Genomic DNA, 26,960 nt, shown 5'->3' with positions numbered 1-26,960 from the left:
GGGTGTTCATGTCTACTGCCGCATCACTGCGTGGGATCGGCCGCCAACTCGACGACCCGGCCGGCCTGGGCCGTGCCCTCGACGAGTTGATCGCCGCGCGGACCGAGCCGCCGACCCTGCTCGCCCTCGGCGAGCCGACACACGGGATCGAGGCGTTCCCGTTGCTGCGCAACGAAATCCTCGGCCACCTCGTCGAACGGGGGTACCGGTCGATCGTGTTGGAGACCGATGTCTTTGCCGCGTCCGTGGTCGATGACTACGTGGCCGGAGCCGCGGCGGAGATCGACACGGTGCTCGCGACCGGGTTCAGCCACGGGTTCGGTGCCGTGCCGGGCAACCGCGAACTCGTCGAATGGCTCCGCGCGCACAATGCCGGCCGCGCGCCGCAGGATCGGGTTCGCTTCCACGGCTTCGATGCGCCGACGGAGTACTCCGGTGCGCCGAGCCCGCGACTTGCGTTGTCCTCGGTCAACGACTACCTCCCCGCGGTACAGCGGCCCGAATCAGTACGCGACCTCGACACGCTGCTCGGCGAGGACACGGACTGGACGAACCCGGCGGCCATGTTCGACCCGGCAGCCTCCATCGGCGACTCCGACCGCGCCCGTGCCCTGCGCATCGTCGCCGATGACCTCGCCAGCGCACTCCGCCGCGCGGCACCCGGCCTGCACCGTGCCGACCCGAGTGGCTACGCCCACGTCGTCGCGCACGCGCGCACCGCCAAGGGCTTGCTGCGCTATCACGCGGCCATGGCCGACCCCGCACCCGATCGCATCGCGACCCTGCTCAGCGTGCGCGCCGAGATGATGGCCGAGAACCTGCTCGCGATCGTTGCCCAGGAGCAGCGACGCGGGCCGAGCCTGGTGTTCGCGCACAATGCCCTCCTGCAACCCACGCAGTCGGTTGGCGAGGACAAGGTGAGCTGGGGAAACGCTGGAGCGCTCGTAGCGCTCACCCTCGGCGAGCGCTACGCGTTCCTGGCAACCGACGCCAACCCCGACAGCGATCCCGGCACCCTCCAGGGCATGTTGGCCGAGGCGACCACCGGCCGCACCCTGTTCCCGGCACCGGCCCTGCGTGCCGCGCTCCCCCCAGCGATCCGCACCGGCGAACCGATCCTGCCCGGCCACATCCCGCTCGCCCCCGCAGATATAGACGGCGCCGACGCGGTCATCTTCATCACCGCCACCGACGGTAAACGGCATCAGTACTGGTAGCAGCACTCGACGCGGGTCTGGGCATCGCCTGTGTTCGAGCCGCTCGATCAAGGCGAGCAGTTCGCGGGCGTCGCTCCGCAAGCGGACCACGCCGCCGGACCCCTGCCTGACCGGCCACCGCTGTTGCCGCCTATGGGGCGGTCGATCCCGACGAGATCCGCTGCGGCACAGGAGGTCCGAGTCTGTCGCATATGGTGCTGTCCGAAGCGGCACCCGGAACACCCGAAGTTCAACGCGCCGAGAACACTTCGGCCTCCACAACGCGCTGAAATGCAACTGTGCGCGTTCGGGAACGAAACTATATTGCCGAGTTCAGGGTGTTCGCAGGAGCGTGGACACGATCTCGGCTGCACCGATGAATTCTGGGTGGATCCGTCGTCGATACCGCTGAATACACCGACAGCGGTGGGCCTGTGCTGGGACCGTTCCAGCGCGGGAAGAAACACATGGAGGCAACGATGAGCGTCGACAACCCCGCGCACGAGCAAACGGTCCGGACAGGTGAGCAAGTGGGCGCAGTGCGCGGTCCCAGGGTGTTGGTGTCGGGAGCGAGCATCGCGGGGCCCGCACTGGCCCACTGGCTGCACCGGCGAGGGGCCGAGGTGACCGTGGTGGAGCGGGCCCCCGAGCTGCGTCCCGGTGGGCAGGCGGTGGACGCGCGCGGGGTGACCAAGGAGGTCATCCGGCGGATGGGGCTGGACGCGGCGGTGCGCGCGGCCCGCACCGAGACCGCCGGCGCACACACCGTGGACGTGGACGGGAACGTGCTGGAGACCTTCCGCGTGGACGACGACGGCGGCGACGGGTACATCGCGGATATCGAGATCCTGCGCGGGGACCTGTCCCAGGTGCTCTACGACGACACCCGCGACGGTGTCGAGTACATCTTCGGCGATCGGATCGCCGCGCTCACCCAGGACGCGGACGGGGTCGACGTGGCCTTCGAAGGCGGCGACCGGCGGCGCTTCGACCTGGTGATCGGGGCGGACGGGCTGCACTCGGCGCTGCGAGCGATGGTCTTCGGGCCGCGCGAGCGGTTCGTCCGCCATCTCGGGCTCGTGCTCGCCTTCTACAGTGTGCCCAACGAGTTCGGGCTGGACCGCTGGCTGATCGATTACCAGGAGTCCGGGCGCTCGGCCGGGCTGCGGCCCATCCAGGATGCCACCCGGGCGATGGCCATGTTCTCCTTCGCCTCGGGGGACTTCGACGTCGACTACCGCGACGTCGCGGCCCAGAAGCGCCTGCTGCGCGAGCGGATGGCCGGGATGGGTTGGTTGACCCCGAGCATCCTCGCGCACCTGGACGACACCCCTGACTTCTACCTCGACCAGGTCGCCCAGGTGGTGATGGACCGCTGGTCGAGCGGACGGGTGGGGCTGCTCGGGGACGCGGCGTTCAGCTCGTCACCGATGTCCGGGCAGGGCACCGGGCTGGCCCTGGTCGGCGCCTACCTGCTGGCCGGAGAGCTGGCCGCCGCCGGATGGGACCCGGAGGCGGGATTCGCCGGCTACGAGCGGCGGATGCGCTCGTTCGTCGAGGCCAACCAGGAGATCGGCCGGTTGCACGCGCATAGCCTCACCGTCCCCGCGCCGGAGGCCGAGCCGGGCACCGAGCCCGACGTCGAGTGGGACCTCGAGCTGATCGAGCGTGCGATCAACGGCGTCGAGCTGCCCGACTACGCAGGGGTGCCGGACTCCGGGGCCCCGGCCGGACCGCCGATCACCTCCTCGGCCAAGCCATAGGTGTCACATAGCGTGTCGAGAGGGACGACGCTTCGGTAGGCCACCGCCGGACTACGTCCGCTCGTAGCCGCGTAGTGCGCTGTCGCACCTGGCCACGACATTCCCGCCGACCAGGCTACGGGTGGACCTGCACCGCATGATTTCCCGCGAGCACGGCGAGTTCAGCGGGCGCAGCGCAATTTTCGATGCGAGATAGATAAGGGGCCTCTTCGCATGGCACGGCTGCTGGCCGGTGCGCGGTGAAACCGACTGCGGCTCAGGGCAATCGCGGTGGCAGGTCGGACGGTCGGAATACCTCGGCCTGCGCCCGCGCTGCCGAACTTTTCTACTCCGCGAGCGATGAATTGGGCACGGCCCGCCGGTAGGTACTTGCGAGCCGCCTACCGCGGCCATGATCTGAGGAGGAAACCATGACCGACACCGCAGTGCACACCGACCGCGAGGCCGTCCTCGACGTCCTGAACAACCTCTACCGCGCCTGGGCCGCCAACGACGCCGACGCCTTCGTCGCCGACTACGATCCCGACGCCACCTCCATCCTGCGCGGCGTCTTCAACTCCGGTCGCGACGCCGTCCGAGACCGGATGGCAGCCGGCTTCGAAGGCCCGCTGCGCGGCTCGAAAACTCTGGACGAACCCCAACTCGTCCGTTTCCCCGCCCCCGACACCGCCATTGTGGTCAGCCGCGGTGCCGTCCTCATGGCAGGCGAAACCGAACCGCCCGCCGACCGCTGGGTCATCGCCACCTGGACCCTGATCCGCCGAAACAACCGCTGGCTGCTCACCGCCTACCACAACTGCCCGGCCTAGTGCCGCAAAGGCATTCGGCGGTCCGGTGAGTCTGTGGGCTCGGCGGCGGCTCCAACGAGCAGACCCGCAGGTCATACCAAGGGAGGCATGGCGGGATCTTAGAGATAGGGGGCATTCCTGCCACTTTCGGTGATCTGCGCCAGCAGCCATGCTCTTAGTGTTCGCAGGAAACGTACAAAGCAAAAGGAACGTACTCCATGATCGTCCGTTCACTGAGAGAGATCATCGGCACCGAGCGCGAAGTGAAGGGCCCCACGTGGACCAGCCGTCGCCTGGTGCTCGCCAAGGAGAAGGTCGGCTTCTCCTTGAACGACACCGTGGTGGGCGCGCGCACCGAGATCAAGATGTGGTACGCCAACCACGTCGAGGCCGTCTACGTCATCGAGGGCCGGGGCGAACTGGTCGACGACGAGACCGGTGAAAAGCGCCGCCTCGAGCCCGGCATGATGTACCTGGTCGACGCACACCAGCATCACACCCTGCGCGCACACACCGAGTTCCGCGCGGTCTGCGTGTTCAACCCGCCCCTCACCGGCCGCGAGGTCCACGACGAGAACGGCGCCTTCCCACTGCTGACAGAAGAGGATCAGTGAGCGACACCTCTGACCACGAGGGCGAGCCGCTACGCGGTTTCGCCAGTGACAACAACGCTTCCGTGCACCCGGACGTCATGGGGGCGCTGGCCGCCGCCAACGAGGGCCACCAACCGGCCTATGGCGAGGACGTCCATACCGCCCGGCTGCGCGAGCTGATCAAGGACCATTTCGGCGACCGTGCCGATGTCTATCCGGTCTTCAACGGCAGCGGTGCCAATGTGGTTGGGCTGCAGGCGATGTGCGACCGGTGGAGCGCAGTGGTCTGCCCGGAGTCCGCGCACATCAATCTGGACGAGTGCGGCGCACCCGAGAAGGTGGCCGGGCTCAAGCTGATCCCGGTGCCCACCCCGGATGGCAAGCTGACACCGGAACTGCTCGACCGGTACGCGTGGGGCTTCGGCGATCAGCACCACGCCCAGCCCAAGGTTGTCTCCATCACCCAGAGCACCGAGCTCGGCACGCTCTACACACCCGACGAGATCGCGGCCATCGGCGCGCTGGCGCGCGAGCGCCACATGCTGCTGCATGTGGACGGCGCCCGGCTGGCCAACGCGGCCGCCGCGCTCGATCTGCCGCTGCGCGCGTTCACCGCTGACGTCGGGGTGGATGTGCTGTCGTTCGGCGGTACCAAGAACGGCCTGATGCTCGGCGAGGCGATCGTGGTGCTCAACCCGGACGCGGTGCGCGGCGTGACGTACCTGCGTAAGGCCGGGCTGCAGCTGGCTTCCAAGATGCGGTACGTGTCAGCGCAGTTCGTCGCACTGCTGGAGGGCGACCTGTGGCTGCGCAACGCCCGGCACGCCAATGCGATGGCGGCCCGGCTGGCCACGGCCGTCGCCCGAGTGCCCGGCATCGAGATCGTACGGCCGGTCCAGGCCAACGCTGTCTTCGCCGTACTGCCTCGGGAGGTCACCGAGCGGCTGCAGAAACTGTTCCGCTTCCACACCTGGGACGAACGCACCGGCGAGGTCCGTTGGATGTGCTCGTTCGATACCACCGAGGCCGACGTGGACGCCTTCGCAGCCGCCATCGCCCAGGAGATGACCGCTTGAACACGAGGCCTTTGCGCGAACCTCAGCGCTTTGCGGTGAGCCTGGCGATGTTGGCTCGGAAGTCCGCGCTCTGGAATGTCAGATCCTCGGCTGCCAGGGCGTAGTCGAGTGTGGCCAGGACGGCATGCTCGAGTTGCAGGTTGAGCACGCGCTTGGTGCTCTCCACCGCCTGCTGTGGAAGTTCGAGCATCCGTTGGGCACAGGCCAGCGCCTCGGCGACCGGATCTTCGACGACGTGGTTGGCCAGACCCATCTCGCGTGCCCTGGCGGCGGGGATCCGCGCGCCGGTGATCGCGTATTCCTTGGCCAGCAGCATGCTGGTGTGCAGGGGCCAGGTGAGCGGCCCGCCGTCGGCGGCGACCAAACCGACCTGCACGTGCGGATCGGCCAGATACGCGGTTTCGGCGATGTAGACCATGTCGCTCAACGCGACCAGGCTGCAGCCGAGACCGACTGCCGGACCGTTGACCGCGGCTATCACCGGGATCCGGCAGCGGGCCATGCCGAGCACGATGTCACGGCCGTCAGCAATTGTCTTGGCGCGCAGATCGCTATCGCGGCTGAGTTCTTCGAGGTAGGTGAAATCGCCGCCCGCGGAGAAGGCCCGGCCCGCGCCGGTCAGCACAGCTACCCGTGCCCCACTGTCCGCACTGAGCCGGGGCCACAGCCGGGCGAGCCCGGCATGCAGCGGATCGTTGACGGCGTTGAGAGCATCGGGTCGGTTCAGCGTGATGATCCGGACCGGTCCCTCGGCGCGGACGTCGATTTCGGCTGGCATGTCATACATTTCAAACTCCCAATCCCAGAATGCGGGCGGCGATGATGTTCTTCTGTATCTGCGAGGTACCGCCCATGACGCTCTGTGCACGGCTGTAGAAGTAGGACCCGAGCAGTTCCGGATCGCGGGTGCCGCCGACAGCCAGCGCCGCATGGCCGACCGCCTGGTCGACCCAGGTCATGAGCAGCTTGTCCAGCGACCCGTCGGGCCCGTGGGTGACGCCGTCGAGCTGTTCGGAGAGCCGTCGCCGCACGTGCAGGCGCAGCATCTCGGTCTGCACCGCCGCCCAGGCGAGTTCCTCGGGCGCCTTGCCCTCGACGCGAGCGGCCAACTGGCGCACCAGTTTTCCGTATCGAGCCGCGAATCCCAGGGTGGACGGCTCGCGTTCGTGTCCGACGACGGTCATCGCCAGCTTCCAGCCCTCCCCGGGTACACCGACCAGCTGATCCGCGGGCACGATCGCACCGTCGAATTCCACCTGACCGAATTCCCGGGTCACTCCGCTGATCATTCGCAGTGGCCGCTGCTGCACACCCGGCTGCTTCATCGAGATGATGAATGCCGAAATACCTTTGTGCCGTGGCGCATCCGGATCGGTGCGCGCCAAGAGCAGGCACCAGTCGGCGACATCGGAATAGCTGGTCCAGATCTTGTGGCCATTGATGACGTAGTGGTCGCCCTCGCGCGTCGCGGTGGTCGTCAGCGCGGCCAGATCCGAACCGGCCCCCGGCTCGCTGAAACCCTGACACCAGCGCTCGGTGCCGTTGATCATGCCGGGCAGGAACCGCTGCTGCAGTTCCTTGCTCGCGTGCCGCCCCAGACCTGCGACCAGGTAGCCGAGACTGGGGCGTGGCGGCGCACCTGCGATCGCCAACTCCTCGTCCAGGATGACGTCGTAGACCGGTGAAAGGTCGTGGCCACCGAATTCTCGTGGCCACGACAGACCGAAGAATCCCGCCGCGTAGAGCGCCTGATGCCATTCGCCCTGCCGCGCCCAGTATTCGTCGCCCGAGGTCGGAAATGTAGCGGCCACCTCGGCCAGCCAGGCGCGCAGCCGGTCCCGGAATTCGGCCTCCTGCGGTGCATCACGAAAGTCCAAGGTCGATCTCCTCCAGGCTGACGGGGAACAATTCGGTCGAGGTCAGGGCACGGCGCAGGTACACGTGCGCGAGGCACTCCCAGGTATTGCCGATGCCGCCGTGCACTTGAATCGCGGTCTCGCATACCGTCCGCGCGGCCCGCGCGCAGTACAGCTTCGCGATCCGCGCCGCCCGCATCGACTCGGCATGCGGCAATTCGTCGACCGACCAGGCCGCGTGGCGCGCGACGCTGATCGATCCCTCGATCAGGGCCTGGCTCTCGGCGAGCAGGTGCGCGACCGCTTGATACGAGCCGATCGTATTGCCGTACTGCGCACGGACTTTCGCGTATTCGACGGCGAGGGACTGCGCGCCGCGGGCGACACCGACCAGATCGGCGGTGGTGGCCACCAGCGCCAAGGCCTGCCATTGGGCCACCTGATCGGCGGACAGTTCGCCGAGGAAGTCGGGTCGACCGGTGAGCTCCGCATCGACCCTGGTGAGATCCGCACCGGGGAGTTCGGCTCCGACCCCGCCGACGAGCAGCCGGCCATCGTCGATCACCAGCGCTCGATCGGCGCCCTGCGCGTCGATCGCCCGGGCCGCCACAGCGACGGTCCAGCGCTGGTCATCATCGGCCGGACCGCGCAGATCGTCGGCCAGCACCGGTCCCAGGAACGGCACATCGACCAGTCCGCGCCCGAACTCCTCGGCCACGATCGCCACCTCGACTCCGGTAGCGCCGTCCGAACGCAGTGCCCGCCAGCCGGTCTGGTCGACCGCCTTCGCCAGCCGGGTCACCCGGGCCGTGTCGTCGAGGTCGAGCACCGAGCCGGGGCCGAGGTCGTCGGCCAGTTTCGCGGCGGCGTCCCGCAATTGTCGCTGTTCACCGGTGAGACGAACGTCCATACTGCTCCTTGAGAATTCGGCGCAACACCTTGCCGGAGGGCAGGCGCGGGATTTCGGGGACGAACACCACGCGGCGCGGCCGCTTTTGACATCCTCTCCCGTCTGACGGCGGGGGATTCCGGTCTGTGCGGGCTATGCCGCGCTTCCGGTGGGTTCCTGCTTCAATGCCGGTCGCTCGGCCGAGGCCAAGTCTGACACCAGCTCCACAGGCGTTGGGCTGTCCGCACGTCCTGCGGCCAGAATGTTCTTCGCGGCGTTCGCATCCCGATCGTGGATGGTGCCGCACGTGCACGTCCACTGGCGGACATGCAGCGGTTTGCGGCCGGTCAGTGCACCGCAGGATGAGCACAGCTGCGTGGATGCGAACCAGCGGTCCACCTTGCCGAAGCGTCGCCCATACCGCGCGGCCTTGGCTTCGAGCACGCGGGTGAACATGCCCCACCCGGCATCGTGAACCGACTTCGCCAACCTCGTGCGCGCCAAACCTTTGACGCACAGGTCCTCGACGTACACCGCTTGGTTGTCGCGGATGATCGTCGTGGACTGTTTGTGCGCCCAGTCCCGACGCGTGTCGGAGACCTTGGCGTGCGCCTTCGCGACCTTCAGTCGCGCCTTGGCTCGGTTGTTGGAGCCCTTCTGCTTGCGTGACAATGACTGTTGCGCTTTGCGGAGCTTGCGTTCGGCACGGCGCAGGAATCTCGGGTTCTCGATCACGATGCCGTTGGACAACACCGCGAACGACGTCAACCCCAAGTCGATACCGACCTCGGAATCCGACAGCGGCAGCGGCCCGGACTCGACTTCCACCACGAACGACGCGAAATACCTGCCCGCAGCATCTTTCACGACCGTCACGCTCGACGGTGCCGAGGGCAGCTCTCGTGACCAGCGAACCGATACGTCCCCGATCTTCGGCAACCGCAGCTTCCAGCCGGGGGTGAGCGCGAACCGGGAGTTCTTTGTGAACCGAATCGACTGTCTGCTGTCTCTGCGAGACCGGTACCTCGGCGCAGCGACCTCGGCACCTGTGCGCTTGCCCGTTACCGAGGTGAAGAAGTTGCGGTAGGCGGTGTTCAGATCGGCGAGCGCCTGTTGCAGAACGACCGACGACACTTCGGTCAGCCACTCCCGTTCCGGCGTGCGTTTGGCCTCGGTGAGTCGCCTCGATAATTGGCCGTCGCTGATCCGCTGCCCGGCTTCGAACGCTTCGCGCCGCGCGCGTAACGCGTCGTTGAACACCACGCGGGCACACCCGAACGCCTTCGCCAACGACCGCTGTTGCCCCACAGTGGGATACAGGCGGAAGTTGTACCGAAGCTGCACACCCCGACCCTACCAACGGTTCATAGACGACCATGGGAACATTCGCACCGGCAGACACCGCGTTTTCATCGTGCACGCACACGTGGTCTTCCTCACCAACCGGTTCGGCGCGCACGGTCGCGGCAGGGGCGGCACCGCGGCGGCTGTCGTTAGACCCCATATGAGAAGATCCCGTCTCGTCGGAGAGAATACAATTCTCCTTGTACTAGAATCTTAATACCAGGAGGAGGCAGTTCATGGCGAGACCCCCGTTATTCCAGCGCGCGACCGTAACGCGGATCGTTAAAGAGAGCGCCGACGCGCGCACCTATGTGCTCGCCCCGCACGACGGGCCGATCGCATATCGATCCGGGCAGTTCTGCACGTTCCGAGTCCACGTCGACGGCAAGGACCTGTTCCGCTCCTACTCGATGTCGAGTGCGCCGGAAACCGACCGCGAACTGATGACCACGGTCAAGCGTGTGCCCGGCGGACAGGTCTCGAACTGGCTGCACGACAACGTGGTCGAGGGCGACGAACTGGAGCTGACCAGGGCTGCGGGCCGATTCTGTCTGCGCCCGACCGAGGCACCGCTGCTCGGTTTCAGCGGCGGCAGCGGCATCACGCCGATCCTGTCGCTGGCCAAGAGCGCGCTGGCGAGCACCGCCCGGCAAGTGCGGCTGCTGTGCGCGGACCGCGATCGGGAGTCGGTGATCTTCGAGGCGGTACTCGCGGAACTGGTCGGCCGCTACCCGGGGCGGCTCCAGGTGATCCGCCACCTCGATGCCGACGGCGGCTTCCTGACACCCGGCGCGATCCGCGATTTCGTCGGAGCGGACGGCGGCGCCGACAGTTATATCTGCGGACCCGAGGCCTTCATGGAGATGGTCGAGAACGCCCTGCCCGGACCGGGGCTGGTGTTCAGCGAACGATTCGGCGCGCCGGCCCCGTCGCTGCCCACTACCCCCGCGGCCGTCGTAACCGCTACGGACACCAGTTCGGTCGCGATCGTCGAAACCCCCACGGCCACACCCCCGGTCGCGATCACCGACAACACCGTCACGATCATCCTGAACGGCAAGAAGAAGTCGGTCCCGCGCAAGGATGGCGAAACACTGCTCGACAGCGCCCGCCGCGCCGGCCTCACACCCCCGTTCTCCTGCGAGGCAGGCAATTGCGCCACCTGCATGGCCAGGGTGACGAAGGGGCACGCCACCCTGCGCCGCAACGACGCACTGACCGACGACGAACTCGCCGAAGGCTACGTCCTCACCTGCCAGGCGGTACCGGATACGGATTCCATCACCGTCGACTACGAGTGAGCGATACCGCGCGCCGTGCCGCGACGTCTGCCGGCCGAAGAACCCCTACCAGGCGATGTCGCCGGGCTTGCGGGATCGTCGCAACGCTCGAACGGAATCCATGGTGCCAATTGGGCGACCCGTACGTATCACCTGCGCCAGTGTGTGCTGAACGCACGGGCCGGGTTCGTGGTGAAAACAGCTGTGGCGATCTCGAGGCCGAGTTCGCGTTCGATGCGGGGGCGCAGTGTGTGCAGCAGGTAGGCCATCCCGGGCCCGTCGGCGGTCGAGCGCGCCGAGGCGGTGACGGTGTCGCCGCCGAGCAGGATCCGATCGGTGTGCCCGCTTTCGACCAAGGCCGCGATGTTGTCGAACAGGCGCCAGTCGACAGTGTGGTGTGCTCGCGACGGCCCTTCGAACCCGACGAACGCGCCGGCGGCGGCGACCTGCCGGTGAATGGAACTGTCCGGGAACCGGTGCAGATGGCCGAGGATCACGCGCTGGGGCGGCACGCCGTGGGTTCCGGCGAGCTCGTCGAGCACCGCCGAGGCCGCCGTACCGCCCTCGAGGTGCACCCCGATCGGTGCGCCGGTGGCGTGGTGAGCGGCGGCCGCGGCGGCCAGTACGTGTCGGGTGTGCTCGTCGATGTGGTGAAAAGCACTGGCTACCTTGATAAGTCCCGCCCGCACCGGCGCCGCGGTCAGCTGGTGAACGAACAGCTCGGCAAGATCGTCGCGGATGCCGGCGAATTCGGCCGCCGCGTAGTGCTTGGCCTGATGTAGGCCGGTCGCAGCGACAAGATGCACACCGGATCGCCGCGACAGCTCGGGCAGGTCCAGGAGCCGCTGCCCCATTCCGTACGGCGTCCACTGCACCACCGCCTGCCCACCCAGCGCCGCAAAGGAATTCAACTCGAGCAGGGCGGCCTCGGCGTCGTCGAGTTCTTGACCAGGCAGCTGCGGAGAGCTGATGAACAGATGGTCATGCGCATTGCAGACCCCCAGGCTCTCGGGCTCGATATCGCCGAGCACGGTGCGTATCGTGCCGGTCACTGGGAGTCCTCCACGGCCTCGGCGAGCGCGGCGGCGGCCACCCGCAGGCCGGCTAGCGCCTTGGGTACTCCGATGTAGGGCGCCAGGTGTACGAAGGCCTCGAGGATCTCCGCCCGAGACAGTCCCACCCGCAGCGACGTTTTCACATGTCCGGTCAATTGTGGATCGACGCCGCCGATCGCGGTCAGCGCAGCCAGGTTCACCAATTGCCGATCCCGTAGCGACAGTTGTCCGCGCAGGTAGGTTCCGCCGAACAACGCGGTGACCACCCAGTCGGCGAAGCCGGGCACCAGCTGTTCCAGACCGGGCAGCGCAGCTTGCTGAGTGGCGTCGTCCTGGAGCAGGTCGAGCATCCGGTATCCCTCCGCGCGGTCGAACCGGGCTGGAGTCAGCTGTTGGGATAGCGAAAGGGGGTTTGTCACGATCGGACACCTCGAATAGTTGTAACGGGCGAAGCGTTACGACCGTAGCATGCGTAACGAGTAGGGCGTTACAATCTTCTCGTGGTGACAGAGGACAAATACGCGTTCCGGTTCGACTGCGGCGCCACCTGGCTGAATCTGCTGGCCACCAAGGGCCGCAGTTTCAGCGCACACCCGGTAGAGCGGCTCGACACGCCCACGCGGTTCGCCGAATGGCTCGACCGCAGTGAGTTGCTGCCTGCTCGACAGCCCACTGTCCTGGAGCTAGCCCAGGCGATCCAGCTGCGCGAGACACTGCGCGTCCTGGTACTGGCCACCATCGACGGCAATCCACCGCCGGCTGATGCGGCCACCGAACTGAGCGCACTCCTCGCCGCACACGATGACCCAGTGCACCTGATCGCTACTGATCGATTGCGCCGCGAACCCCCGGCTACCGCCGCCGATGCGCTCATCCGCATCGCCAGGGAGGCAGTCGATTACCTGACCGGCGCCCAACGCGCCGCGCTGAAGGCCTGCCCGGAACACGATTGCCGGGGTGTGTTCATCGATCCTGTCGGCCGGCGCCGCTGGTGCCCCTCCCCATCGTGTGCAAGCCGCGGGCGCGTCCGAGCGATGCGTGCCCGCCGCGCCGTCGATCAGATCTCCAGCACCGCTGGTGGTGTAGCCGGTCGACGAGTTGAGCCGCCCGGCTGAGTCCCTTTGGCCCCCAAGCCCAGGCGGTCAGTCGCCAATCTGTGCTAGCGGTGAAGACCGTCATCCTGGTGACGAACAATCGTTTCCGGTCGAATCGGTCACAGGTAGTTGCGCGTATGCGACAGGGGGAGTGGCCTGAGCGCCCATTCCTCGATGGGCGCTCAGGCCGATCCGTTCCGAGCGATCATCCCCTCGGAATCAACACTTCCGAACGCTGGACCGTGCCGGTGATACCGGTGGCATCCTGGCCCGCCAACAGCACCGCGGCGCGGGCGATCGTTTCCGGCGGCTCGACCATATTCGGCGGAATTTCCTGGCCACCGCCACCGGCCTGCCAGCCTTCGGTCAATACGACCCGGGTCGGGCTCAGGCAGTTGACCGCGATGTTGTCGTCCTTCAGTTCCGCGGCCAGACCGAGGTAGAGGCGTTCGACGGCGGCCTTGGACACCCAGTACGCGTTGGCGCCGCGGATCATATCCACACCGGTGGTGGTGATCGCGATGAGCGAGCCGCCGCCGCGGGCTTTCAGATGCGGGATGACGGCCTTGGTCGCGAGGAAGACGCCGGTCAGGTTGACGTTCATGCACAGCTGCCAGCGCTTGAGTGGTGTGGTCTCGATCGGGCCCAACCACATCACGCCCGCATTGGCGACCAGGATATCGATACCGCCGAATTCCGAAACCGTTGTGGCCACGGCATTTTCGACCGACTCCTCGCTGGTGACATCGCACGCCACCGGCAATGCCCTTCCGCCCGCGGCGGTGATCCGGTCGGCGACCGAACCGATGGTGCCCGGCAGCTTGCCCTCGGTTTCCGAGCGCGCGGCGACGGCCACTGCCGCACCCGCTCCGGCCAACCCGGCGGCTATCGCCGCACCGATGCCGCGACTGGCGCCGGCGACGAATGCGACCTTGCCGCCGAGTGTTTCGACCGACCCGGGGTATGGTTGCCCGTTCATTTCGGTGGGAAGCGCAGCGCGCCGTCGAGCCGGATGATCTCGCCGTTGAGGTAGTCGTTCTCGATGATGGACTGGGCCAACTGCGCGTATTCGATCGAGCGGCCCATCCGCTTGGGGAAGGGCACCTGCGGTCCCCAGTAGCCCTCCAGCTGGTCGGCGGCCTTGCCGTAAGCGGGCGTGTTGACCGTGCCCGGCGCGATGGTGACCACCCGGATGCCGAGCGGGGACAGGTCGCGGGCCGCCACCAGGGTCATGCCGATGACGCCGCCCTTGGCCGCCGAATAGGGGAGTTGGCCGATCTGGCCCTCGTATCCCGCGATCGAGGCGGTGTTGACGATCACACCGCGGGCGCCCTCATCCAATGCCTCGGTCTTGGCGATGGCCGCGGCCGACAGGCGCAGCACATTGAATACGGCGGTCAGATAGAACTCGATGGTGGTGCGGAAACCGTCGAGTGTCAGTGGCGAGCCGTCCTTGCCGACGAGGCGGCCGCCGGTGGCCGGGCCGCCATGGGTGTCGACCGAAATGCGCAGCGGTCCAAGGGATTCCGCCTCGGCAATGGCCGCGAGCACCGACTCCTCACTGGTCGCGTCGGTGTGCACGTAGCGGATGCCGAGTTCCTTCTCGAGTTCCTTGCCCTTGTCGTCGGCGACATCGGCGACCACCACCTTTGCCCCGGCGGCGTGCAGGCGACGCACGGTGGCCTCGCCGAGTCCGCCGGTGCCGCCGACGACGATGGCAGCGCTCCCACTGATCTGCATATCGCAATCCTCTCTTGCAACTAACACTCTCCTATGGAGAGAATAATGTTCTCATGAATATCAGCATGATCCTAGACATGGCCGCATCGGCGGGCGATCGGACCGTGATCACGGTCGGCGATCGCTCGCTGACCGCCGCCGCCCTGCTCGGCAATGCGCGTCGCGCGGCCGTCCGCTTCCAGCGGCATCCCGCCGTGCTGTATCTGGGCGCGAATCACCTGGCGTATCCGGTCGCGCTCTTCGGGGCGGCGCTGGCGGGGGCGCCATTCGTGCCGCTGAACTATCGGCTCGGCGAACAGCAGTTGGCCACGCTCCTGGATCGCCATCCAGGGGCGCTGGTGCTGCGGCCCGAGGATCTCGACGCCCTGGTCGAAGCGGGCGCCGATGCGCCCGAACTCGAGGTGCCGTGGGATGGCGATGCGGTCGCCGCGATCATCTACACCAGCGGCACCACCTCCGAACCCAAGGCGGCGTTGCTGCGGCATCGGCATCTGATGGCCTACTTGCTGAACACCGTGGAGTTCGGCGGTGCGGCCGAGGCCGACGCGGCGCTGGTGTCGGTGCCGCCCTATCACATCGCGGGTCTGACGAATCTGCTGTCGAATCTCTACTCCGGCCGCCGGGTGGTTTACCTGGCGGCGTTCGACGCGTCCGGCTGGCTGGAAACCGTTCGGCGCGAACGGATCACCCACGCCATGCTGGTGCCGACCATGTTGGCGCGCATCGTCGCGGCCGTCGACGGCTTCGACGCAGGAGTGCCGACGCTCGCCAGTCTCGCCTATGGCGGCTCCCGCACGCCGCGCCCGGTGCTGGAGCACGCGCTGCGGGTGTTCCCGGACACCGGCTTCGTCAATGCGTACGGACTCACCGAGACCGCGTCCTCGATCGCGGTACTCGGACCCGAGGATCACCGTGCCGCATTCGCCTCCGGCGATCCGGCCGTCCGCGATCGACTCGGCTCCGTGGGGCAGCCACTGCCCGGGATCGAGATCCAGATCCGTGCCGAGTCCGGCGAGCCCACCGGGGTGGGGGAGGTCGGGCTGGTATTCGTGCGCGGCGAGCAGATCTCCGGTGAATACGGCGGCCGTAGCGCCCTGGATGCCGAAGGCTGGTTCCCCACCCGGGATCTGGGGCGGCTGGACGCCGACGGCTATCTGTTCGTCGAGGGGCGCGCCGACGACACCATCATCCGCGGCGGCGAGAACATCGCGCCCGCCGAGATCGAGGACGTGCTGCTGGAATATCCGGGCATCACCGAGGCCGCGGTGATCGGGGTACCGGATCCGGAGTGGGGGCAGCGACTGGTCGCGGTGCTCGTCGGCGCAGGCGCGCCGGACGAGATCAAACAGTGGGTCCGCACGCGGCTGCGGTCGTCGAAGACGCCCGACACCATCGTGTTCCGCCGCGAACTGCCCAAGACCGAAACCGGAAAACTGCTGCGCCGCAACCTTGTCACCGAAATGGAGAACACCAATGCCTGAAGCTGTCATCGTGTCCGCCCTGCGCGCTCCGATCGGAACCGCCCGCAAGGGCACGCTGCGCGATACCAATGCTTTCGACCTGGCCAAGCATGTGGTGGCCGCGGCCGCCGAGGGGCTCGACCCGGCCCGTATCGACGATGTCGTCCTCGGCGAGGGCCGCTACGGCGGCGGCGTGCTGGCCCGGCATGCGGCGATCACCGCCGGACTGACCAATGTCGCCGGTGTGGCGCACAACCGGCACTGTGCCGCGGGCATGGCCGCCGTGCAGACCGCGGCCGCCGGCATCCGGGCGGGAATGGACGAACTCGTCATCGCCGGTGGCGTGAATTCCGAATCCACCGCGCCGCGTGTGCGTTTCCGGGTCGGCGCGGACGAATGGATCGACCCGTGGGTCGCGCCGAGCCATCCGGACCGGCCGGACGCGCCCTGCCTGGACATGTCGATAACGGTCGGCTGGAACACCGCGGTGGCGTCCGGCATCTCGCGCGCGGAGATGGATGCGTGGGCGTTGCGTTCGCACCGCAATGCCATTGCCGCCATCGACGAGGGCCGGTTCAAGGAGGAGATCGTGCCGATCGAGACTCCGCACGGACTGTTCGCGGTCGACGAGCATCCGCGCCGGGACACCAGTCTGGAAAAGCTGGCCGGATTGAAGGTGCTGCACCCGGAGATCGAGGGCTTCAGCATCACCGCGGGCAATGCCTCGGGCTCCAACGACGGCGCCGCGGCCTTGGCCATCGCGAGCGACCGGCTCGGATTGCCCGCCCTCGGCATCATCCGCGGGTGGGCCTCGGTCGGCGTCGATCCGCACGACACCGGGCTGGCGCCGATCGACGCGATCACCAAGGCCGTTGCCAGGGCTGGTATTTCGCTGTCGGAGGTGAGTCTGTTCGAGATCAACGAGGCATTCGCCTCGGTGCCGATCGCGGCGACCGAGGCACTCGATATCGATCCCGATCGGGTCAATTTCAGCGGCAGCGGTTGCTCGCTGGGCCATCCGGTCGCCGCCACCGGAGCCAGGATGATCGTCACGCTGGTGCACGAATTGCGGCGTCGCGGTGGCGGTTTCGGAATCGCGGCGCTGTGCGCGGGTGGCGGGATGGGTTCGGCCACCGTCATCGAGGTCCCGGCTCCGTAGCGCGTGGGTACCATCGCGGAGCTCATCGCCGCCGCGCGGGCCGGATCGGTGCGGGCCGCGGGGCGGTTGCTGAGCGCAGTCGAGGGGCCGCAGCGCGACGAGGTGCTCGCGCTGCTCGACGTGGTCCCGGTTCGGGTCATCGGAGTCACCGGCCCGCCGGGCGCGGGTAAGTCGACCACGATCGCGGCACTGGTCGCCGCCTACCGCGAGCAGGGCCTGCGGGTGGCGGTGCTGGCGGTCGATCCGTCCTCGCCGTACAGCGGTGGCGCGCTGCTGGGTGATCGAATTCGGATGGCGCAGCACATCACTGATCCCGATGTGCTGATCCGGTCGGTGGCCACGCGCGGTCATCTGGGTGGTCTCGCGGCCGCGGTGCCCGCCGCCATCCGATTGCTCGGCGCGCTCGGCCACGAGCTGATCCTGCTCGAAACCGTCGGCGTCGGACAGTCCGAGATCGAGATCGCCGCGATTGCCGACCCCGCCCTGGTGATTCTGAATCCCGGTGCGGGAGACGCGATTCAGGCCGCGAAGGCGGGTCTGCTCGAGGTCGCCGACATCCTGGTGGTCAATAAGGCCGACCGGGAGGGCGCCGACCAGACCGTGCGGGATCTGCATCAGGAGTCCGCCGCCCCGATCCTCACCCTGGTCGCGGCCAAGGGCGTCGGGATCGCCGAGCTGGTGGCCGCGATCGACGCGCACCACCGCACCGACACCCTCGACCGGCGCACCGCGCGGGCGCGCGCGCAGATCTTGTCCCTGGCCCAGACCCGATTGCGGACCGATCCGGCATTGACGGCATTGGCGGACTCGGTCGCGGCGGGACAGTTGGACGCGTACACCGCCGCGGAGCAACTCTTCACTGTTCGCATTTCGCCGGAAATAGCGTATACAGTTTATGAGAATGACATTTCCACCTGATGGAGGACGGCATGGCAAAGGCCCTCGCGCCCGATGTCTCGACGTGGCCGGCGGAGAATCCGCAGTTGATCGGCAGTCGCTGCGCCGCGTGCAGCGCGGTCACCTGGCCCAAACAACCACGCTGCCCGCGCTGCAGCGGTCCGGACATGTCCGAACGGTTGCTGCCCCGACACGGCACGCTCGTGGCCTGGACCACCCAGGGCTTCGTCCCCAAACTGCCGTACGCGGGCAAGGAGACGGCCGAAAGTTTCGAGCCGTTCGGGATCGGATTGATCCAGCTGGGCGATGACGTGCGGGTGGAGGCCCGGTTGACCGTGGCCGAACCATCCGAGCTGCGCTTCGGGATGGATGTCGAACTGGCCTTCGTCCCCCTATACGTCGACGACGACGGGAACGAAGTCGTCACGGTCGCTTTCGCACCGGCCTGAACAGCGGCTACGGCTACCGAGGAGATTTGAATGAACGACGTTGCCATCATCGGCGTGGGCCTGCACCCGTTCGGCCGCTTCGCCAAGTCGGCCATCGAAATGGGCGCCGACGCAATCCAGTTGGCGCTGACCGACGCCGGTGTCGAGTGGAAGGACATCCAGTTCGGTTTCGGCGGCAGTTATGAGGTCAGTAATCCCGATGCCGTGACCCGGCTGGTCGGGCTGACCGGAATCCCGTTCACCAATGTGTTCAATGCCTGTGCCACCGCCGCGAGTTCGATCGAACAGACCGCGGAGGCGATCCGGTCCGGACGATACGACATCGGCATCGCGGTCGGCATGGACAAACATCCCCGCGGCGCGTTCACCGACGATCCGGCCAAGCTCGGGCTGCCCGCGTGGTACGCGGAGAACGGACAGTTCGTCACCACCCAGTTCTTCGGAATCAAGGCGAACCGCTACATCCACGAGCACGGCATCTCCCAGCGCACCCTGGCCAAGGTCGCCGCCAAGAACTTCCGCAATGGCGCACTAAATCCGAATGCCCTCCGGCGCAAGCCGATTCCGGAAGACGAGATCCTGAACTCGACGATGCTGAACTATCCGTTGACGCAGTACATGTTCTGCTCGCCCGACGAGGGTGCCGCGGCCGTGATCATGTGCCGCGGGGATATCGCGCACCGCTACACCAGCAATCCGGTCTACCTGCGCTCGACCGCGATCCGTACGCGTCGCTACGGCGCGTACGAGGTGCACAGCACCTGGGCCGCCATCGACGAGGACGTCTCGCCGACGGTGTACGCCTCTCGGGCCGCATACGAGGCGGCTGGGATCGGACCCGAGGATGTCGACGTGATCCAGCTCCAGGACACCGACGCGGGCGCCGAGGTTATCCATATGGCCGAGAACGGTTTCTGCGCCGACGGCGACCAGGAGAAGCTGCTCGCCGAGGGGGCGACCGAAATCGGCGGCCGCCTGCCGGTGAACACCGATGGCGGGCTCATCGCCAACGGCGAACCCATCGGCGCCTCCGGTATCCGGCAGGTCTACGAACTGGTGCTGCAGTTGCGCGGCCAGGCGGGCGAGCGTCAAGTGCCGGGTAATCCCCGCGTCGGCTATGCCCAGGTCTATGGGGCACCCGGTACCGCGGCGGCCTCGGTTCTCAGCCTCTGACGGCGTTTCGACCCACCACCCGGTAAGTAGGAGCCGCCGATGCTGATACGTGAGGGACAGGTCGCCGTGATCACCGGCGGTGCGAGCGGCATCGGCTACGGCCTGGCCGAGGCGCTCGCCGCGCGCGGGGTACGGCTGGTCATCTCCGATATCCGGGAGGACGGCCTGATCGCGGCGGCGGCAGCACTGCAGGGCGCCGAGGTCACGGCCGTGGTGGCCGATGTGAGCGATGAGACATCGGTGCGCGCGCTGGCCGAGCGCACCATCGCTGCCTACGGCCGGGTGGATCTGGTCTGCAACAACGCCGGTGTGGTGTGCCCGGCCGCGCCGCTGTGGGATCAGGACGCGCGCACCTGGCAGCGGATGATCGGGGTCAAGATTCTCGGTGTTGTGCACGGCGTCAAGGCCTTTGCGCCGTTGCTCATCGAGCAGGGCACCGGCTATTTCCTCAACACCGCCTCCTCCGGCGGCCTCGCCCCGCTGCCGGGCCGCACGCCTTACACGGGCACTATGCACGCGGTGGTCGGTCTCACCGAGACGCTCGACTTGGAGCTGAAGCAGGTAGCGCCCGCGCTGGGCGCAACCGTGCTCTGCCCCGGCCTGGTCGATACCCCGCTCGGGCAGAACTCGGCGGCGTTGGGCGCGATCGAACTGCCCTCCGGTGACGGCGCGACACCCTCGATGCGCAGCCTCGCTGCCGCTCGCGGTGGAATCCTGTCCCCGCGTGAGGTCGCCGAGTCCGCACTCGCCGCAATCGAAGCGGGCCGCGTGCACGTGGCTCCCGGCAATGGAGTAGCCACGCGAGCGCGAGCCCGGGTAGACACGCTGCTCGCCGATATCACCATCGCCGGACCGTGAATTAACCACTGCGGCAACAGATATCGCGTGGGGTTGACAATTGCTCAGCCGAATTACGGCCGCGATGTGCAGGTATCACCGTCACTTGACGCGAATTGGCCACTGCGGCAATAGATACCGAGGCGATGGGCCACCGGGGTCGACAACGCTCAGTCGAGTACGGTGGTGATGCGCGCCGCCGAGCACGACCGTGATGCGCGCCGCTGGTTACGGTCGCGGTGCGCGCCGCCGAGTACGGCCGCGAGGTACGGCCGTGATGTGCGCCGCCGAGCACGGCTACGATGCGCTCAGCCGAGGACGGCCGCGATGTGCGGCAAGTCGAGCGTCGACCGAATCCCGGGATCAGCAGCACATACCGCCGGAATCGCATTGACCGCCCGATTGGCGGTATAGGCGGGGGATACAGCGGCCATTTGTTCCAGGGGAATCGGGAAGCGCAGGTCGATCTCCAGTGGCGCGTCGCCGACCACGGATATATGCCATCCGGTATCGCGCAGGTCCCAATCGGCCTCGATATCGGTGGTGCAATACCAATTGGCGCGAAAGCTCAGCACCGGTTCGCCTGCCACCAGACCGGAGACCGTAGTGCGTTGGGCCGCAACGGTTCCCTGTTCGATCGTGCCCGCCGCGATCCGGGTGGTCGCACGCGCGGTTGCCACCGAACCGTGTGCCTCGATCGAATCCAGCGGGCAGCCGAGCGCGTCGCCGACCAACCGCAGTGACGGACCGAAACTCGCGGCCAGATGCTCCGCACGGGCCGCGTTGGAGTCACCCGGTGGCCGCCCGAAACCCATGACGTCGAACAACATCGCGGGCGAATCGCGTTGCGACAGATCCGCGTACTCGTCGATCATCAGCCGGTCCAGTCGGCGCTGGATCGAGGACAGCACCAACGGCACCGCCTCGGTGATGAAACCCGGACTGCTGCCGGTGCTGTGGATCGAGGTGCCCCCGAGCGCACAGGCCTGTTGAATGCGCTGTCGGAGTGCCGGATCCATACTCGGCGGGTGGTGGAATAGGCCGCATGTCGTCACCACGTTGGTGCCCGATGCCAGCAGGCGGATCACCACCTCCGCGTCGAACACGAGCGGCATATAGAGCACGCAGTCGGCGTCGAGTTCGACGATCCGCTCGATGTCATCGGTGGCCAGCACGCCGGTGGCCGGGATATCGCAGAACTCGCCCGCGTCGCGCCCCACCTTGTCCGCGCTGTGCACGAACAGGCCGACCAACTCCATCTTCGGATGCTCGACGACACCGCGCAGTGCCCGCGCGCCGATGGTGCCGGTGGCCCATTGCACCACCCGGTGCGGCCGGTTCTCGGGTGCGTCGGAGGATCGCTTGATCACCATTCGATTCACGACCACGGGTTCACCCGACCTCGGATGGGAAGCGCACCATGGCTTCTTGCGCGTACGAGGCGACCAAAAGGCCGTTCTCGGTCAGCACATCGCCGCGGCCGAAACAGCGGCTGCCCGCCATGAGCGGGCTGTGCTGGCGCAGTAACAGCCACTCGTCGGTGCGCAACGGTCGGTGGAACCACACGCTGTGCGAGGTCACCGCCGAATGGAATGCGGTGCCGTTGCCGCGCTGACACACACCGTCGATCGGCCGCAGTGCGGTCCCGATGAGGTTGAGATCGGTGGCGTAGGCGATGATCGCCGGAGCCAGCCGCGGATCGACGTCCGGTGTGCGCATCCAGAACTCGAATTCCGGTGGGGCGGAAGCGGTGTCGTCGAGATCGACGGCGGATCGGGTTTCCCAGGGCAGCAGGTCCCACGTCACCTTGTGCTCGGCGCTCAGTAGTGGGGGAGCGGCGGGCACGCTCTGGTGCTCCGGTCCCTGCGCCTGCGCGTGCAGTGACACCGATGCGGTGGCCACGACCCCGTAGCTCTGCTCGGCGACGATGGTCACTGTGGCGAAGGAGCGGCCTTCGTGATGTCGGCGCACCCGATAGCGGATCGGCTCATCGGTCCTGCCCTCGCGGGCGAACAGTGCGTGCATCGACTTGACCGATTTCTCCGGACAGGTCAGATCGGCCGCGCGGATGAACTGGCCCAGCAATTGCCCGCCGAAGACGCGGTAGTACTCGAGCTGCTGGTTGCGTCCCTCGAAGACGGATTCGTCGTCGAGGGACGGCCGAGCGGTCAGGTCGAGACAGCCGAGAAGATCATTCCAGAGGTCGGGCATACCCCCGAGTGTAAGTGAAACTCTCCCTGATTGAGAATAATATTCTCAATCCTTGGTGAAGCCGTGGGCGCAGAAGTTCCAGACCTCGGTCGCGGTGATCGGGTGCACGGTCTCCTCGTCGGTGCCGCCGGTGGACTGGGCGATGAACATGACCGTCTGCATGACCATCGCCGCGGTCCGTCGCGGGTTCGCGTCCGAGCGCAGCTGATCGGCCTGTTTGGCCTGCTCCATGAGCTCGGTGAACAGTGCGAGCAGCGGTGCGTGCGCGACCTTGACCTGCGCCGGATGTGTGACGAGCAGCTGCGGTGCGAAGTCGGTGAACAGCGGGCGCTGTGCGGCCGGATCGGGCCGGGACAACTCGAACAACAGTTCGACGGTGACCTGCAGTCGCTCCAGCGGATCGGCCTTGGCATCGGCGGCGGCGTGCAGCTGGTCGGCGGTGCGCACGAGTGCGTCCTCGAAGAGGGCGAGCAGCAGCTCATGCTTGCCGTCGAACTGCAGATAGAAACTCCGCAGCGACTGGCGTGAACGGTCGACGACTTCCTGAACGGTGAAGTCGGTGCTGCCCTTCTCGGTGATGATGGCCTGCGCTGCGTCGAGGAAGCGCTGAACGCGCTGTTCGGCGCGCAGTTTCGCGGTCCGTAACGAGCGCTCGACGGCGCGCTGCTTCCAGGCTGGCTCTTCGCTCGGGCTGGTCACCGGCGCTCCGGTCCTCGGTCATGTAGAGAGAACATGGATGCACTGTACCGGAGAATGTGGCGTCCCCGTGTTGGCTGGACGCCGTGTCAGTGAACAAATGCGAGACTCTTACTTTCCGAACTGGAGAATGTTATTCTCGTCCTGGAGTGTGTTCGGAGTGGCAAGGAGGCAGGCCGGATGCTTTTGGAGTTCGACTCCGATCAACTGCTGTGGCAGCAAACCGTGCGCGAGGTGGTCGCCAAGCAGTGCCCACCGACCCTGATCCGCGAGGTTGCCGATAAGGGCGCGGATCCGGCGGGGTTGTGGCGCACCTATGCGGAGCTGGGGTGGATGGAGCTGACCGACCCGGCCGATGCGGTGGAGCTGGCGATCGTGCTGGAGGAGTTGGGGCGGGCGACCGACCCCACCCCGTATCTGGCCACTATGACCCAATTCGCCCCGCTCGCACCGGATTTCGTGCGCACAGGTGAACCGGGCGCCGCGGTGTACGACGGTGTGTCGGCGGTGCGCGACCGGGATGGCTGGCTGCTGAGCGGCACCGCGCGTCATGTGCTCGACGGCGACCGGGCGCGGCAACTGGCGGTCGTGACCGAGGCCGGTGTCTTCGTGGTGCCCGCCGACGACGTCGCCGTGCGGCGTGCGGCAGTGTTCGATCCGGTGCTGCATATCGCCGAAGTGAGCTTTTTCGAGGTGCGGGTTCCGGACGATCGCTACCTGCGCGTCGATCCGCAACCCGCGCGCCACCTGGCCACGACCGGACTGGCGCTGACCATGGTCGGCGCGTGTCGACGGGTATTGGACATGGTGCTCGAGCATGTACGCAGTCGACAGCAGTTCGGGGTGCCGATCGGCTCGTTCCAGGCGGTCAAACACAAGGCCGCCGATATGCACATCGCGATCGAAAGAGCCCGCGCCCTGGCGTATTTCGCGGCGATGACGATCCGGGAGAACGATCCGCGGCGGCGCCTGGCCGCCTCGATGGCCAAGGCCGCGGCCGGCGAATGCCAGTCGCAGGTGTTCGGCCGCGGCATGCAGTTGTTCGGCGCCATGAGCTTCACCTGGGAAAACGACCTGCAGTTCGCGCTCAAGCGAGCCAAAGCCGGAGAGCTGTTGCTCGGCGGCGCGGCCGAGCATCGGGCGCTGATCGCCGAGGAGTACCGTGCGACTGACTTTTGATACCGAGGTCGAGGAGTTCCGGGCCGAATTCATTGCCTTCCTCACCGAATTCATGCCCGATGAGGCGGTGGCCGCCTGCGATCGCCCGATCTCCAGTGCGGAGGTCCCGCCGTGGGCGCGGGAATGGCAGCGGCTGCAGTTCGACCACGGCTGGTTGCTGCCGGGCAACCCACCGGAATTCGGCGGCCGCAATGCCGGAATCCTGCAGCAGTATGTGCATTTGGAGGAGCTGTCCAAGCGGCGCATCTATCACAGTTTCAATCCGCAGGGGCTCGGCATCATCGCCGCCTCGCTGCTGTCGTTCGGCAGCGAGGAGCAGAAGAAGCATTGGGCGGCAAGGATTTTGCGTGCCGAGATCACCGCGGCGCTCGGGATGAGCGAACCGGGGGCGGGGTCGGATCTGGCCGGGCTGCGCACCCGGGCCGTGCGCGACGGCGATCATTTCGTGGTCAACGGGCAGAAGGTATGGACCTCCGGCGCACACGACGCCGACGTACTGCTCACCTTCGTACGCACCGATCCGGATGCCCCCAAGCACAAGGGCATCAGCGTGCTGCTGATCCCCACCGATTCTCCCGGCGTGACCCGGCGACCGTTCGCCTCCATCTGTGGACCGCACGATCTGGACTTCAACGAGGTGTTCTTCGAGGACGTCCGAGTGCCCGCGGAAAATCTGGTCGGTCCGCTGCACGGTGGCTGGGGCGTGGCCAACGGTTCGCTCGGGCATGAGCGCACGCTGCTGTGGCTCAGTTTCGCCGACCGGCTGCAGGAGTTGATCGAGGACTTCCACCCGCGCACCGTCCTCGATCGCGACCGGTACGCGACACTGGTCATGGATGCTCAGGCGCTGCGGTTGCTCGGGTCGGCGGCGCTGGCGCGCGAGGCGCGGGGCCAACAGGACGTGGCCGCGCTGTCGGTGCTGAAACTGCTCGGCTCGGAGGCGGTGCAGAACGGTTCGGAACAGGCGCTGTCGGCGCAGGGCCCCGACGGCCTGATCCATCCGGCGATGACCGCGCCGTTCAACCCGCTGAACAACGACAATTTCATCAGCAGTTGGTTCGAACGGTATGTCCGCAGCTTCGCCGGAACCATTGCCGGCGGCACCTCCGAAATTCAGCGCAATATCGTCGCCGAGCGGGTGCTCGGACTGCCCAGGTAGCGGGGTTCGCAATGCATATTCTGTACGCCGTCGCCGACAAGATCGCGACCATCACTTTGAACCGTCCCGAGGTCGCGAACGCTCAGAACGGTGAACTGCTGGACGAACTCGATGCGGCATGGGCCCGAGCGGCGGCCGACGACGACGTATCGGTGATCGTCCTGCGGGCCGAAGGCAAGCATTTCTCCTCCGGTCATGATCTGCGCTCGGGCGGTCCGCTACCGGACAAGATCACCCTGGACATGATCTACAACGTCGAATCGCGCCGGTATCTGGAGTATTCGCTGCACTGGCGGAATGTGCCGAAACCATCCATCGCCGCGGTGCAGGGGCGCTGTATTTCCGGTGGTCTGCTGCTGTGTTGGCCGTGCGATCTGATCGTCGCCGCCGAGGACGCGCTCTTCTCCGATCCGGTCGTGCTTATGGGTATCGGCGGCGTCGAATATCACGGGCACACTTGGGAATTGGGCCCGCGCAAGGCCAAGGAGATCCTGTTCACCGGACGTCCGGTGACCGCGCGCGAGGCCGAGCAGGTCGGCATGGTGAACAAGGTGGTGCCGCGGGCCGAGTTGGACGCGCAGACCACCGCGCTGGCCACACAGATCGCCGAAATGCCGCCGTTCGGGCTGCGTCAGGCCAAGCGCGCGGTGAATCAAACGCTGGACATACAGGGCTTCTACGCCGCCATCCAATCGGTCTTCGATGTGCACCAGACCGGGCACGGCAATGCGCTCAGCCACGCCGGGCTGCCGATTCTGGCGCATCTGGACGAGATGAAACAAAAGATGCGGTAGGTCGACTGCGGCGTGTGCGGGTGACGGCGACCTGGGAGCTGATTCTGGTTGTGGCGGAATGACTTTTCGCCGAATGCGGATGGTGGCGGTGTCGAATCGGCAGATAGGCGAGGCGGTGAGCACTCGGCGGCGAGAACGATCTCTCGCTTGCCGATCTGGTGGCGTTGCTACCAGGCGCTTGCGATCAGATCGAGCAAGAGCGGAGCAATGGCCGGGCTTGCCGCGATGGCATGTGCCGCAGTCAGGCTGAACGGGCTGCCATCGGAATCGGT

Annotated in this window: 27 protein-coding genes; 16 read left to right on the top strand and 11 right to left on the bottom strand. The window is 67.0% G+C overall.

Going from position 1 to position 26,960, the window contains the following annotated elements:
* The first annotated feature begins 8 nt into the window (after positions 1-8).
* The 5 genes from ACIBW7_RS21400 to ACIBW7_RS21380 all read left to right on the top strand — a co-directional run bounded on the left by ACIBW7_RS21400 (position 9) and on the right by ACIBW7_RS21380 (position 5,416).
* Entirely contained in the window at positions 9-1,217 is a 1,209-nt protein-coding gene (locus ACIBW7_RS21400; protein ID WP_397048798.1) for an erythromycin esterase family protein, read from the top strand.
* Positions 1,218-1,675: 458 nt separating this feature from the next.
* Positions 1,676-2,959, top strand: coding sequence for an FAD-dependent monooxygenase (locus tag ACIBW7_RS21395; protein ID WP_397048796.1), 1,284 nt, complete (start codon positions 1,676-1,678; stop codon positions 2,957-2,959).
* 410 nt (positions 2,960-3,369) lie between these two features.
* Positions 3,370-3,768, top strand: coding sequence for an SgcJ/EcaC family oxidoreductase (locus ACIBW7_RS21390; RefSeq protein WP_397048794.1), 399 nt, complete (start codon positions 3,370-3,372; stop codon positions 3,766-3,768).
* Positions 3,769-3,965: 197 nt separating this feature from the next.
* Entirely contained in the window at positions 3,966-4,361 is a 396-nt protein-coding gene (locus ACIBW7_RS21385; RefSeq protein WP_397048792.1) for an ectoine synthase, read from the top strand.
* The gene (locus tag ACIBW7_RS21380) at positions 4,358-5,416 is read left to right on the top strand and encodes a threonine aldolase family protein (RefSeq protein ID WP_397048790.1); all 1,059 of its coding nucleotides are present in this window, start codon (positions 4,358-4,360) and stop codon (positions 5,414-5,416) included. The genes ACIBW7_RS21385 and ACIBW7_RS21380 overlap by 4 nt, the downstream gene beginning before the upstream one ends.
* Before the next feature lie 22 nt (positions 5,417-5,438).
* Here ACIBW7_RS21380 and ACIBW7_RS21375 read toward each other — a convergent pair whose 3' ends face one another.
* The 4 genes from ACIBW7_RS21375 to ACIBW7_RS21360 all read right to left on the bottom strand — a co-directional run bounded on the left by ACIBW7_RS21375 (position 5,439) and on the right by ACIBW7_RS21360 (position 9,505).
* A complete protein-coding gene (locus ACIBW7_RS21375; protein WP_397048787.1) occupies positions 5,439-6,203 on the bottom strand; it encodes an enoyl-CoA hydratase/isomerase family protein in 765 nt (254 codons plus the stop codon).
* Position 6,204: 1 nt separating this feature from the next.
* Positions 6,205-7,293, bottom strand: a complete 1,089-nt coding sequence (locus tag ACIBW7_RS21370; RefSeq protein ID WP_397048785.1) for an acyl-CoA dehydrogenase family protein — start codon at positions 7,291-7,293, stop codon at positions 6,205-6,207.
* The gene (locus ACIBW7_RS21365) at positions 7,280-8,182 is read right to left on the bottom strand and encodes an acyl-CoA dehydrogenase family protein (protein WP_397048783.1); all 903 of its coding nucleotides are present in this window, start codon (positions 8,180-8,182) and stop codon (positions 7,280-7,282) included. The genes ACIBW7_RS21370 and ACIBW7_RS21365 overlap by 14 nt, the downstream gene beginning before the upstream one ends.
* A 132-nt stretch (positions 8,183-8,314) precedes the next feature.
* Positions 8,315-9,505, bottom strand: a complete 1,191-nt coding sequence (locus tag ACIBW7_RS21360) for an RNA-guided endonuclease InsQ/TnpB family protein (RefSeq protein ID WP_397048781.1) — start codon at positions 9,503-9,505, stop codon at positions 8,315-8,317.
* A gap of 236 nt (positions 9,506-9,741) precedes the next feature.
* Between ACIBW7_RS21360 and ACIBW7_RS21355 the strand changes: the two genes are divergently transcribed.
* Positions 9,742-10,806: a 2Fe-2S iron-sulfur cluster-binding protein gene (locus tag ACIBW7_RS21355; protein ID WP_397048779.1), complete on the top strand. Its 1,065-nt coding sequence runs from the start codon at positions 9,742-9,744 to the stop codon at positions 10,804-10,806.
* A 128-nt stretch (positions 10,807-10,934) separates the two neighbouring features.
* On the opposite strand, the gene ACIBW7_RS21350 is transcribed toward ACIBW7_RS21355, so the two are convergent.
* Positions 10,935-11,837 (bottom strand): phosphotriesterase, encoded by a 903-nt coding sequence (locus ACIBW7_RS21350; RefSeq protein WP_397048777.1) that lies wholly within the window; start codon positions 11,835-11,837, stop codon positions 10,935-10,937.
* On the bottom strand, positions 11,834-12,259 hold the full coding sequence (locus ACIBW7_RS21345) for a carboxymuconolactone decarboxylase family protein (protein WP_397048775.1): 426 nt from the start codon (positions 12,257-12,259) through the stop codon (positions 11,834-11,836). Before ACIBW7_RS21345 ends, ACIBW7_RS21350 begins: the two co-directional genes overlap by 4 nt.
* 81 nt (positions 12,260-12,340) lie before the next feature.
* Here ACIBW7_RS21345 and ACIBW7_RS21340 point away from each other — a divergent pair, with 81 nt between their 5' ends.
* A complete protein-coding gene (locus tag ACIBW7_RS21340; protein ID WP_397048773.1) occupies positions 12,341-12,955 on the top strand; it encodes a CGNR zinc finger domain-containing protein in 615 nt (204 codons plus the stop codon).
* A gap of 184 nt (positions 12,956-13,139) precedes the next feature.
* Here the strand turns inward: ACIBW7_RS21340 and ACIBW7_RS21335 are convergent, their stop codons facing one another.
* Both ACIBW7_RS21335 and ACIBW7_RS21330 read right to left on the bottom strand, forming a co-directional pair.
* A complete protein-coding gene (locus tag ACIBW7_RS21335) occupies positions 13,140-13,913 on the bottom strand; it encodes an SDR family NAD(P)-dependent oxidoreductase (protein ID WP_397048771.1) in 774 nt (257 codons plus the stop codon).
* Positions 13,910-14,674 carry an SDR family NAD(P)-dependent oxidoreductase gene (locus tag ACIBW7_RS21330; protein ID WP_397048769.1) on the bottom strand — a complete coding sequence of 255 codons (765 nt, stop codon included), beginning with the start codon at positions 14,672-14,674 and terminating at the stop codon, positions 13,910-13,912. The genes ACIBW7_RS21335 and ACIBW7_RS21330 overlap by 4 nt, the downstream gene beginning before the upstream one ends.
* Before the next feature lie 53 nt (positions 14,675-14,727).
* Between ACIBW7_RS21330 and ACIBW7_RS21325 the strand changes: the two genes are divergently transcribed.
* Genes ACIBW7_RS21325 through ACIBW7_RS21300 form a run of 6 tightly spaced genes read left to right on the top strand, consistent with a single transcriptional unit; the run spans position 14,728 to position 20,670 of the window.
* Positions 14,728-16,155: a class I adenylate-forming enzyme family protein gene (locus ACIBW7_RS21325; protein WP_397048767.1), complete on the top strand. Its 1,428-nt coding sequence runs from the start codon at positions 14,728-14,730 to the stop codon at positions 16,153-16,155.
* Positions 16,148-17,293 carry a thiolase family protein gene (locus ACIBW7_RS21320; protein WP_397048765.1) on the top strand — a complete coding sequence of 382 codons (1,146 nt, stop codon included), beginning with the start codon at positions 16,148-16,150 and terminating at the stop codon, positions 17,291-17,293. Before ACIBW7_RS21325 ends, ACIBW7_RS21320 begins: the two co-directional genes overlap by 8 nt.
* 3 nt (positions 17,294-17,296) lie before the next feature.
* A complete protein-coding gene (locus ACIBW7_RS21315; RefSeq protein WP_397048763.1) occupies positions 17,297-18,211 on the top strand; it encodes an ArgK/MeaB family GTPase in 915 nt (304 codons plus the stop codon).
* Positions 18,212-18,222: 11 nt separating this feature from the next.
* A complete protein-coding gene (locus ACIBW7_RS21310; RefSeq protein ID WP_397048761.1) occupies positions 18,223-18,639 on the top strand; it encodes a Zn-ribbon domain-containing OB-fold protein in 417 nt (138 codons plus the stop codon).
* A 30-nt stretch (positions 18,640-18,669) separates the two neighbouring features.
* Positions 18,670-19,812, top strand: a complete 1,143-nt coding sequence (locus tag ACIBW7_RS21305; protein ID WP_397048759.1) for a thiolase family protein — start codon at positions 18,670-18,672, stop codon at positions 19,810-19,812.
* A 39-nt stretch (positions 19,813-19,851) separates the two neighbouring features.
* Entirely contained in the window at positions 19,852-20,670 is an 819-nt protein-coding gene (locus ACIBW7_RS21300) for an SDR family NAD(P)-dependent oxidoreductase (protein WP_397048757.1), read from the top strand.
* A 287-nt stretch (positions 20,671-20,957) separates the two neighbouring features.
* Here the strand turns inward: ACIBW7_RS21300 and ACIBW7_RS21295 are convergent, their stop codons facing one another.
* From ACIBW7_RS21295 to ACIBW7_RS21285, 3 genes are read right to left on the bottom strand one after another with little or no spacing between them, the layout of a single operon-like run.
* Positions 20,958-22,022, bottom strand: coding sequence for a dihydrodipicolinate reductase (locus ACIBW7_RS21295; protein WP_397048755.1), 1,065 nt, complete (start codon positions 22,020-22,022; stop codon positions 20,958-20,960).
* Positions 22,023-22,041: 19 nt separating this feature from the next.
* Positions 22,042-22,860: an acyl-CoA thioesterase gene (locus tag ACIBW7_RS21290; RefSeq protein ID WP_397048753.1), complete on the bottom strand. Its 819-nt coding sequence runs from the start codon at positions 22,858-22,860 to the stop codon at positions 22,042-22,044.
* A gap of 45 nt (positions 22,861-22,905) precedes the next feature.
* Positions 22,906-23,559, bottom strand: coding sequence for a TetR/AcrR family transcriptional regulator (locus tag ACIBW7_RS21285; protein WP_397048751.1), 654 nt, complete (start codon positions 23,557-23,559; stop codon positions 22,906-22,908).
* A gap of 177 nt (positions 23,560-23,736) precedes the next feature.
* Between ACIBW7_RS21285 and ACIBW7_RS21280 the strand changes: the two genes are divergently transcribed.
* Genes ACIBW7_RS21280 through ACIBW7_RS21270 form a run of 3 tightly spaced genes read left to right on the top strand, consistent with a single transcriptional unit; the run spans position 23,737 to position 26,688 of the window.
* Entirely contained in the window at positions 23,737-24,735 is a 999-nt protein-coding gene (locus tag ACIBW7_RS21280) for an acyl-CoA dehydrogenase family protein (protein ID WP_397048749.1), read from the top strand.
* A complete protein-coding gene (locus ACIBW7_RS21275) occupies positions 24,719-25,894 on the top strand; it encodes an acyl-CoA dehydrogenase family protein (RefSeq protein WP_397048747.1) in 1,176 nt (391 codons plus the stop codon). Before ACIBW7_RS21280 ends, ACIBW7_RS21275 begins: the two co-directional genes overlap by 17 nt.
* Before the next feature lie 11 nt (positions 25,895-25,905).
* The gene (locus tag ACIBW7_RS21270; RefSeq protein WP_397048745.1) at positions 25,906-26,688 is read left to right on the top strand and encodes an enoyl-CoA hydratase; all 783 of its coding nucleotides are present in this window, start codon (positions 25,906-25,908) and stop codon (positions 26,686-26,688) included.
* Positions 26,689-26,960: the final 272 nt, after the last annotated feature.

It is taken from the genome of Nocardia sp. NPDC049526 (genome assembly GCF_044465765.1).
Taxonomy (GTDB): domain Bacteria; phylum Actinomycetota; class Actinomycetes; order Mycobacteriales; family Mycobacteriaceae; genus Nocardia.
This window is presented reverse-complemented; position numbering and strand designations above follow the sequence as displayed.

What these genes read in the sequence shown, in the direction of transcription:
- ACIBW7_RS21280 (WP_397048749.1), top strand. Translation starts at nt 23,737, where the DNA reads ATGCTTTTGGAGTTCGACTCCGATCAACTGCTGTGGCAGCAAACCGTG.
- ACIBW7_RS21300 (WP_397048757.1), top strand. Translation starts at nt 19,852, where the DNA reads ATGCTGATACGTGAGGGACAGGTCGCCGTGATCACCGGCGGTGCGAGC.
- ACIBW7_RS21375 (WP_397048787.1), bottom strand. Translation starts at nt 6,203, where the DNA reads ATGTATGACATGCCAGCCGAAATCGACGTCCGCGCCGAGGGACCGGTC.
- ACIBW7_RS21310 (WP_397048761.1), top strand. Translation starts at nt 18,223, where the DNA reads ATGGCAAAGGCCCTCGCGCCCGATGTCTCGACGTGGCCGGCGGAGAAT.
- ACIBW7_RS21385 (WP_397048792.1), top strand. Translation starts at nt 3,966, where the DNA reads ATGATCGTCCGTTCACTGAGAGAGATCATCGGCACCGAGCGCGAAGTG.
- ACIBW7_RS21335 (WP_397048771.1), bottom strand. Translation starts at nt 13,913, where the DNA reads ATGAACGGGCAACCATACCCCGGGTCGGTCGAAACACTCGGCGGCAAG.
- ACIBW7_RS21365 (WP_397048783.1), bottom strand. Translation starts at nt 8,182, where the DNA reads ATGGACGTTCGTCTCACCGGTGAACAGCGACAATTGCGGGACGCCGCC.
- ACIBW7_RS21390 (WP_397048794.1), top strand. Translation starts at nt 3,370, where the DNA reads ATGACCGACACCGCAGTGCACACCGACCGCGAGGCCGTCCTCGACGTC.
- ACIBW7_RS21355 (WP_397048779.1), top strand. Translation starts at nt 9,742, where the DNA reads ATGGCGAGACCCCCGTTATTCCAGCGCGCGACCGTAACGCGGATCGTT.
- ACIBW7_RS21325 (WP_397048767.1), top strand. Translation starts at nt 14,728, where the DNA reads ATGAATATCAGCATGATCCTAGACATGGCCGCATCGGCGGGCGATCGG.
- ACIBW7_RS21295 (WP_397048755.1), bottom strand. Translation starts at nt 22,022, where the DNA reads ATGGTGATCAAGCGATCCTCCGACGCACCCGAGAACCGGCCGCACCGG.
- ACIBW7_RS21320 (WP_397048765.1), top strand. Translation starts at nt 16,148, where the DNA reads ATGCCTGAAGCTGTCATCGTGTCCGCCCTGCGCGCTCCGATCGGAACC.
- ACIBW7_RS21305 (WP_397048759.1), top strand. Translation starts at nt 18,670, where the DNA reads ATGAACGACGTTGCCATCATCGGCGTGGGCCTGCACCCGTTCGGCCGC.
- ACIBW7_RS21290 (WP_397048753.1), bottom strand. Translation starts at nt 22,860, where the DNA reads ATGCCCGACCTCTGGAATGATCTTCTCGGCTGTCTCGACCTGACCGCT.
- ACIBW7_RS21395 (WP_397048796.1), top strand. Translation starts at nt 1,676, where the DNA reads ATGAGCGTCGACAACCCCGCGCACGAGCAAACGGTCCGGACAGGTGAG.
- ACIBW7_RS21400 (WP_397048798.1), top strand. Translation starts at nt 9, where the DNA reads ATGTCTACTGCCGCATCACTGCGTGGGATCGGCCGCCAACTCGACGAC.
- ACIBW7_RS21270 (WP_397048745.1), top strand. Translation starts at nt 25,906, where the DNA reads ATGCATATTCTGTACGCCGTCGCCGACAAGATCGCGACCATCACTTTG.
- ACIBW7_RS21330 (WP_397048769.1), bottom strand. Translation starts at nt 14,674, where the DNA reads ATGCAGATCAGTGGGAGCGCTGCCATCGTCGTCGGCGGCACCGGCGGA.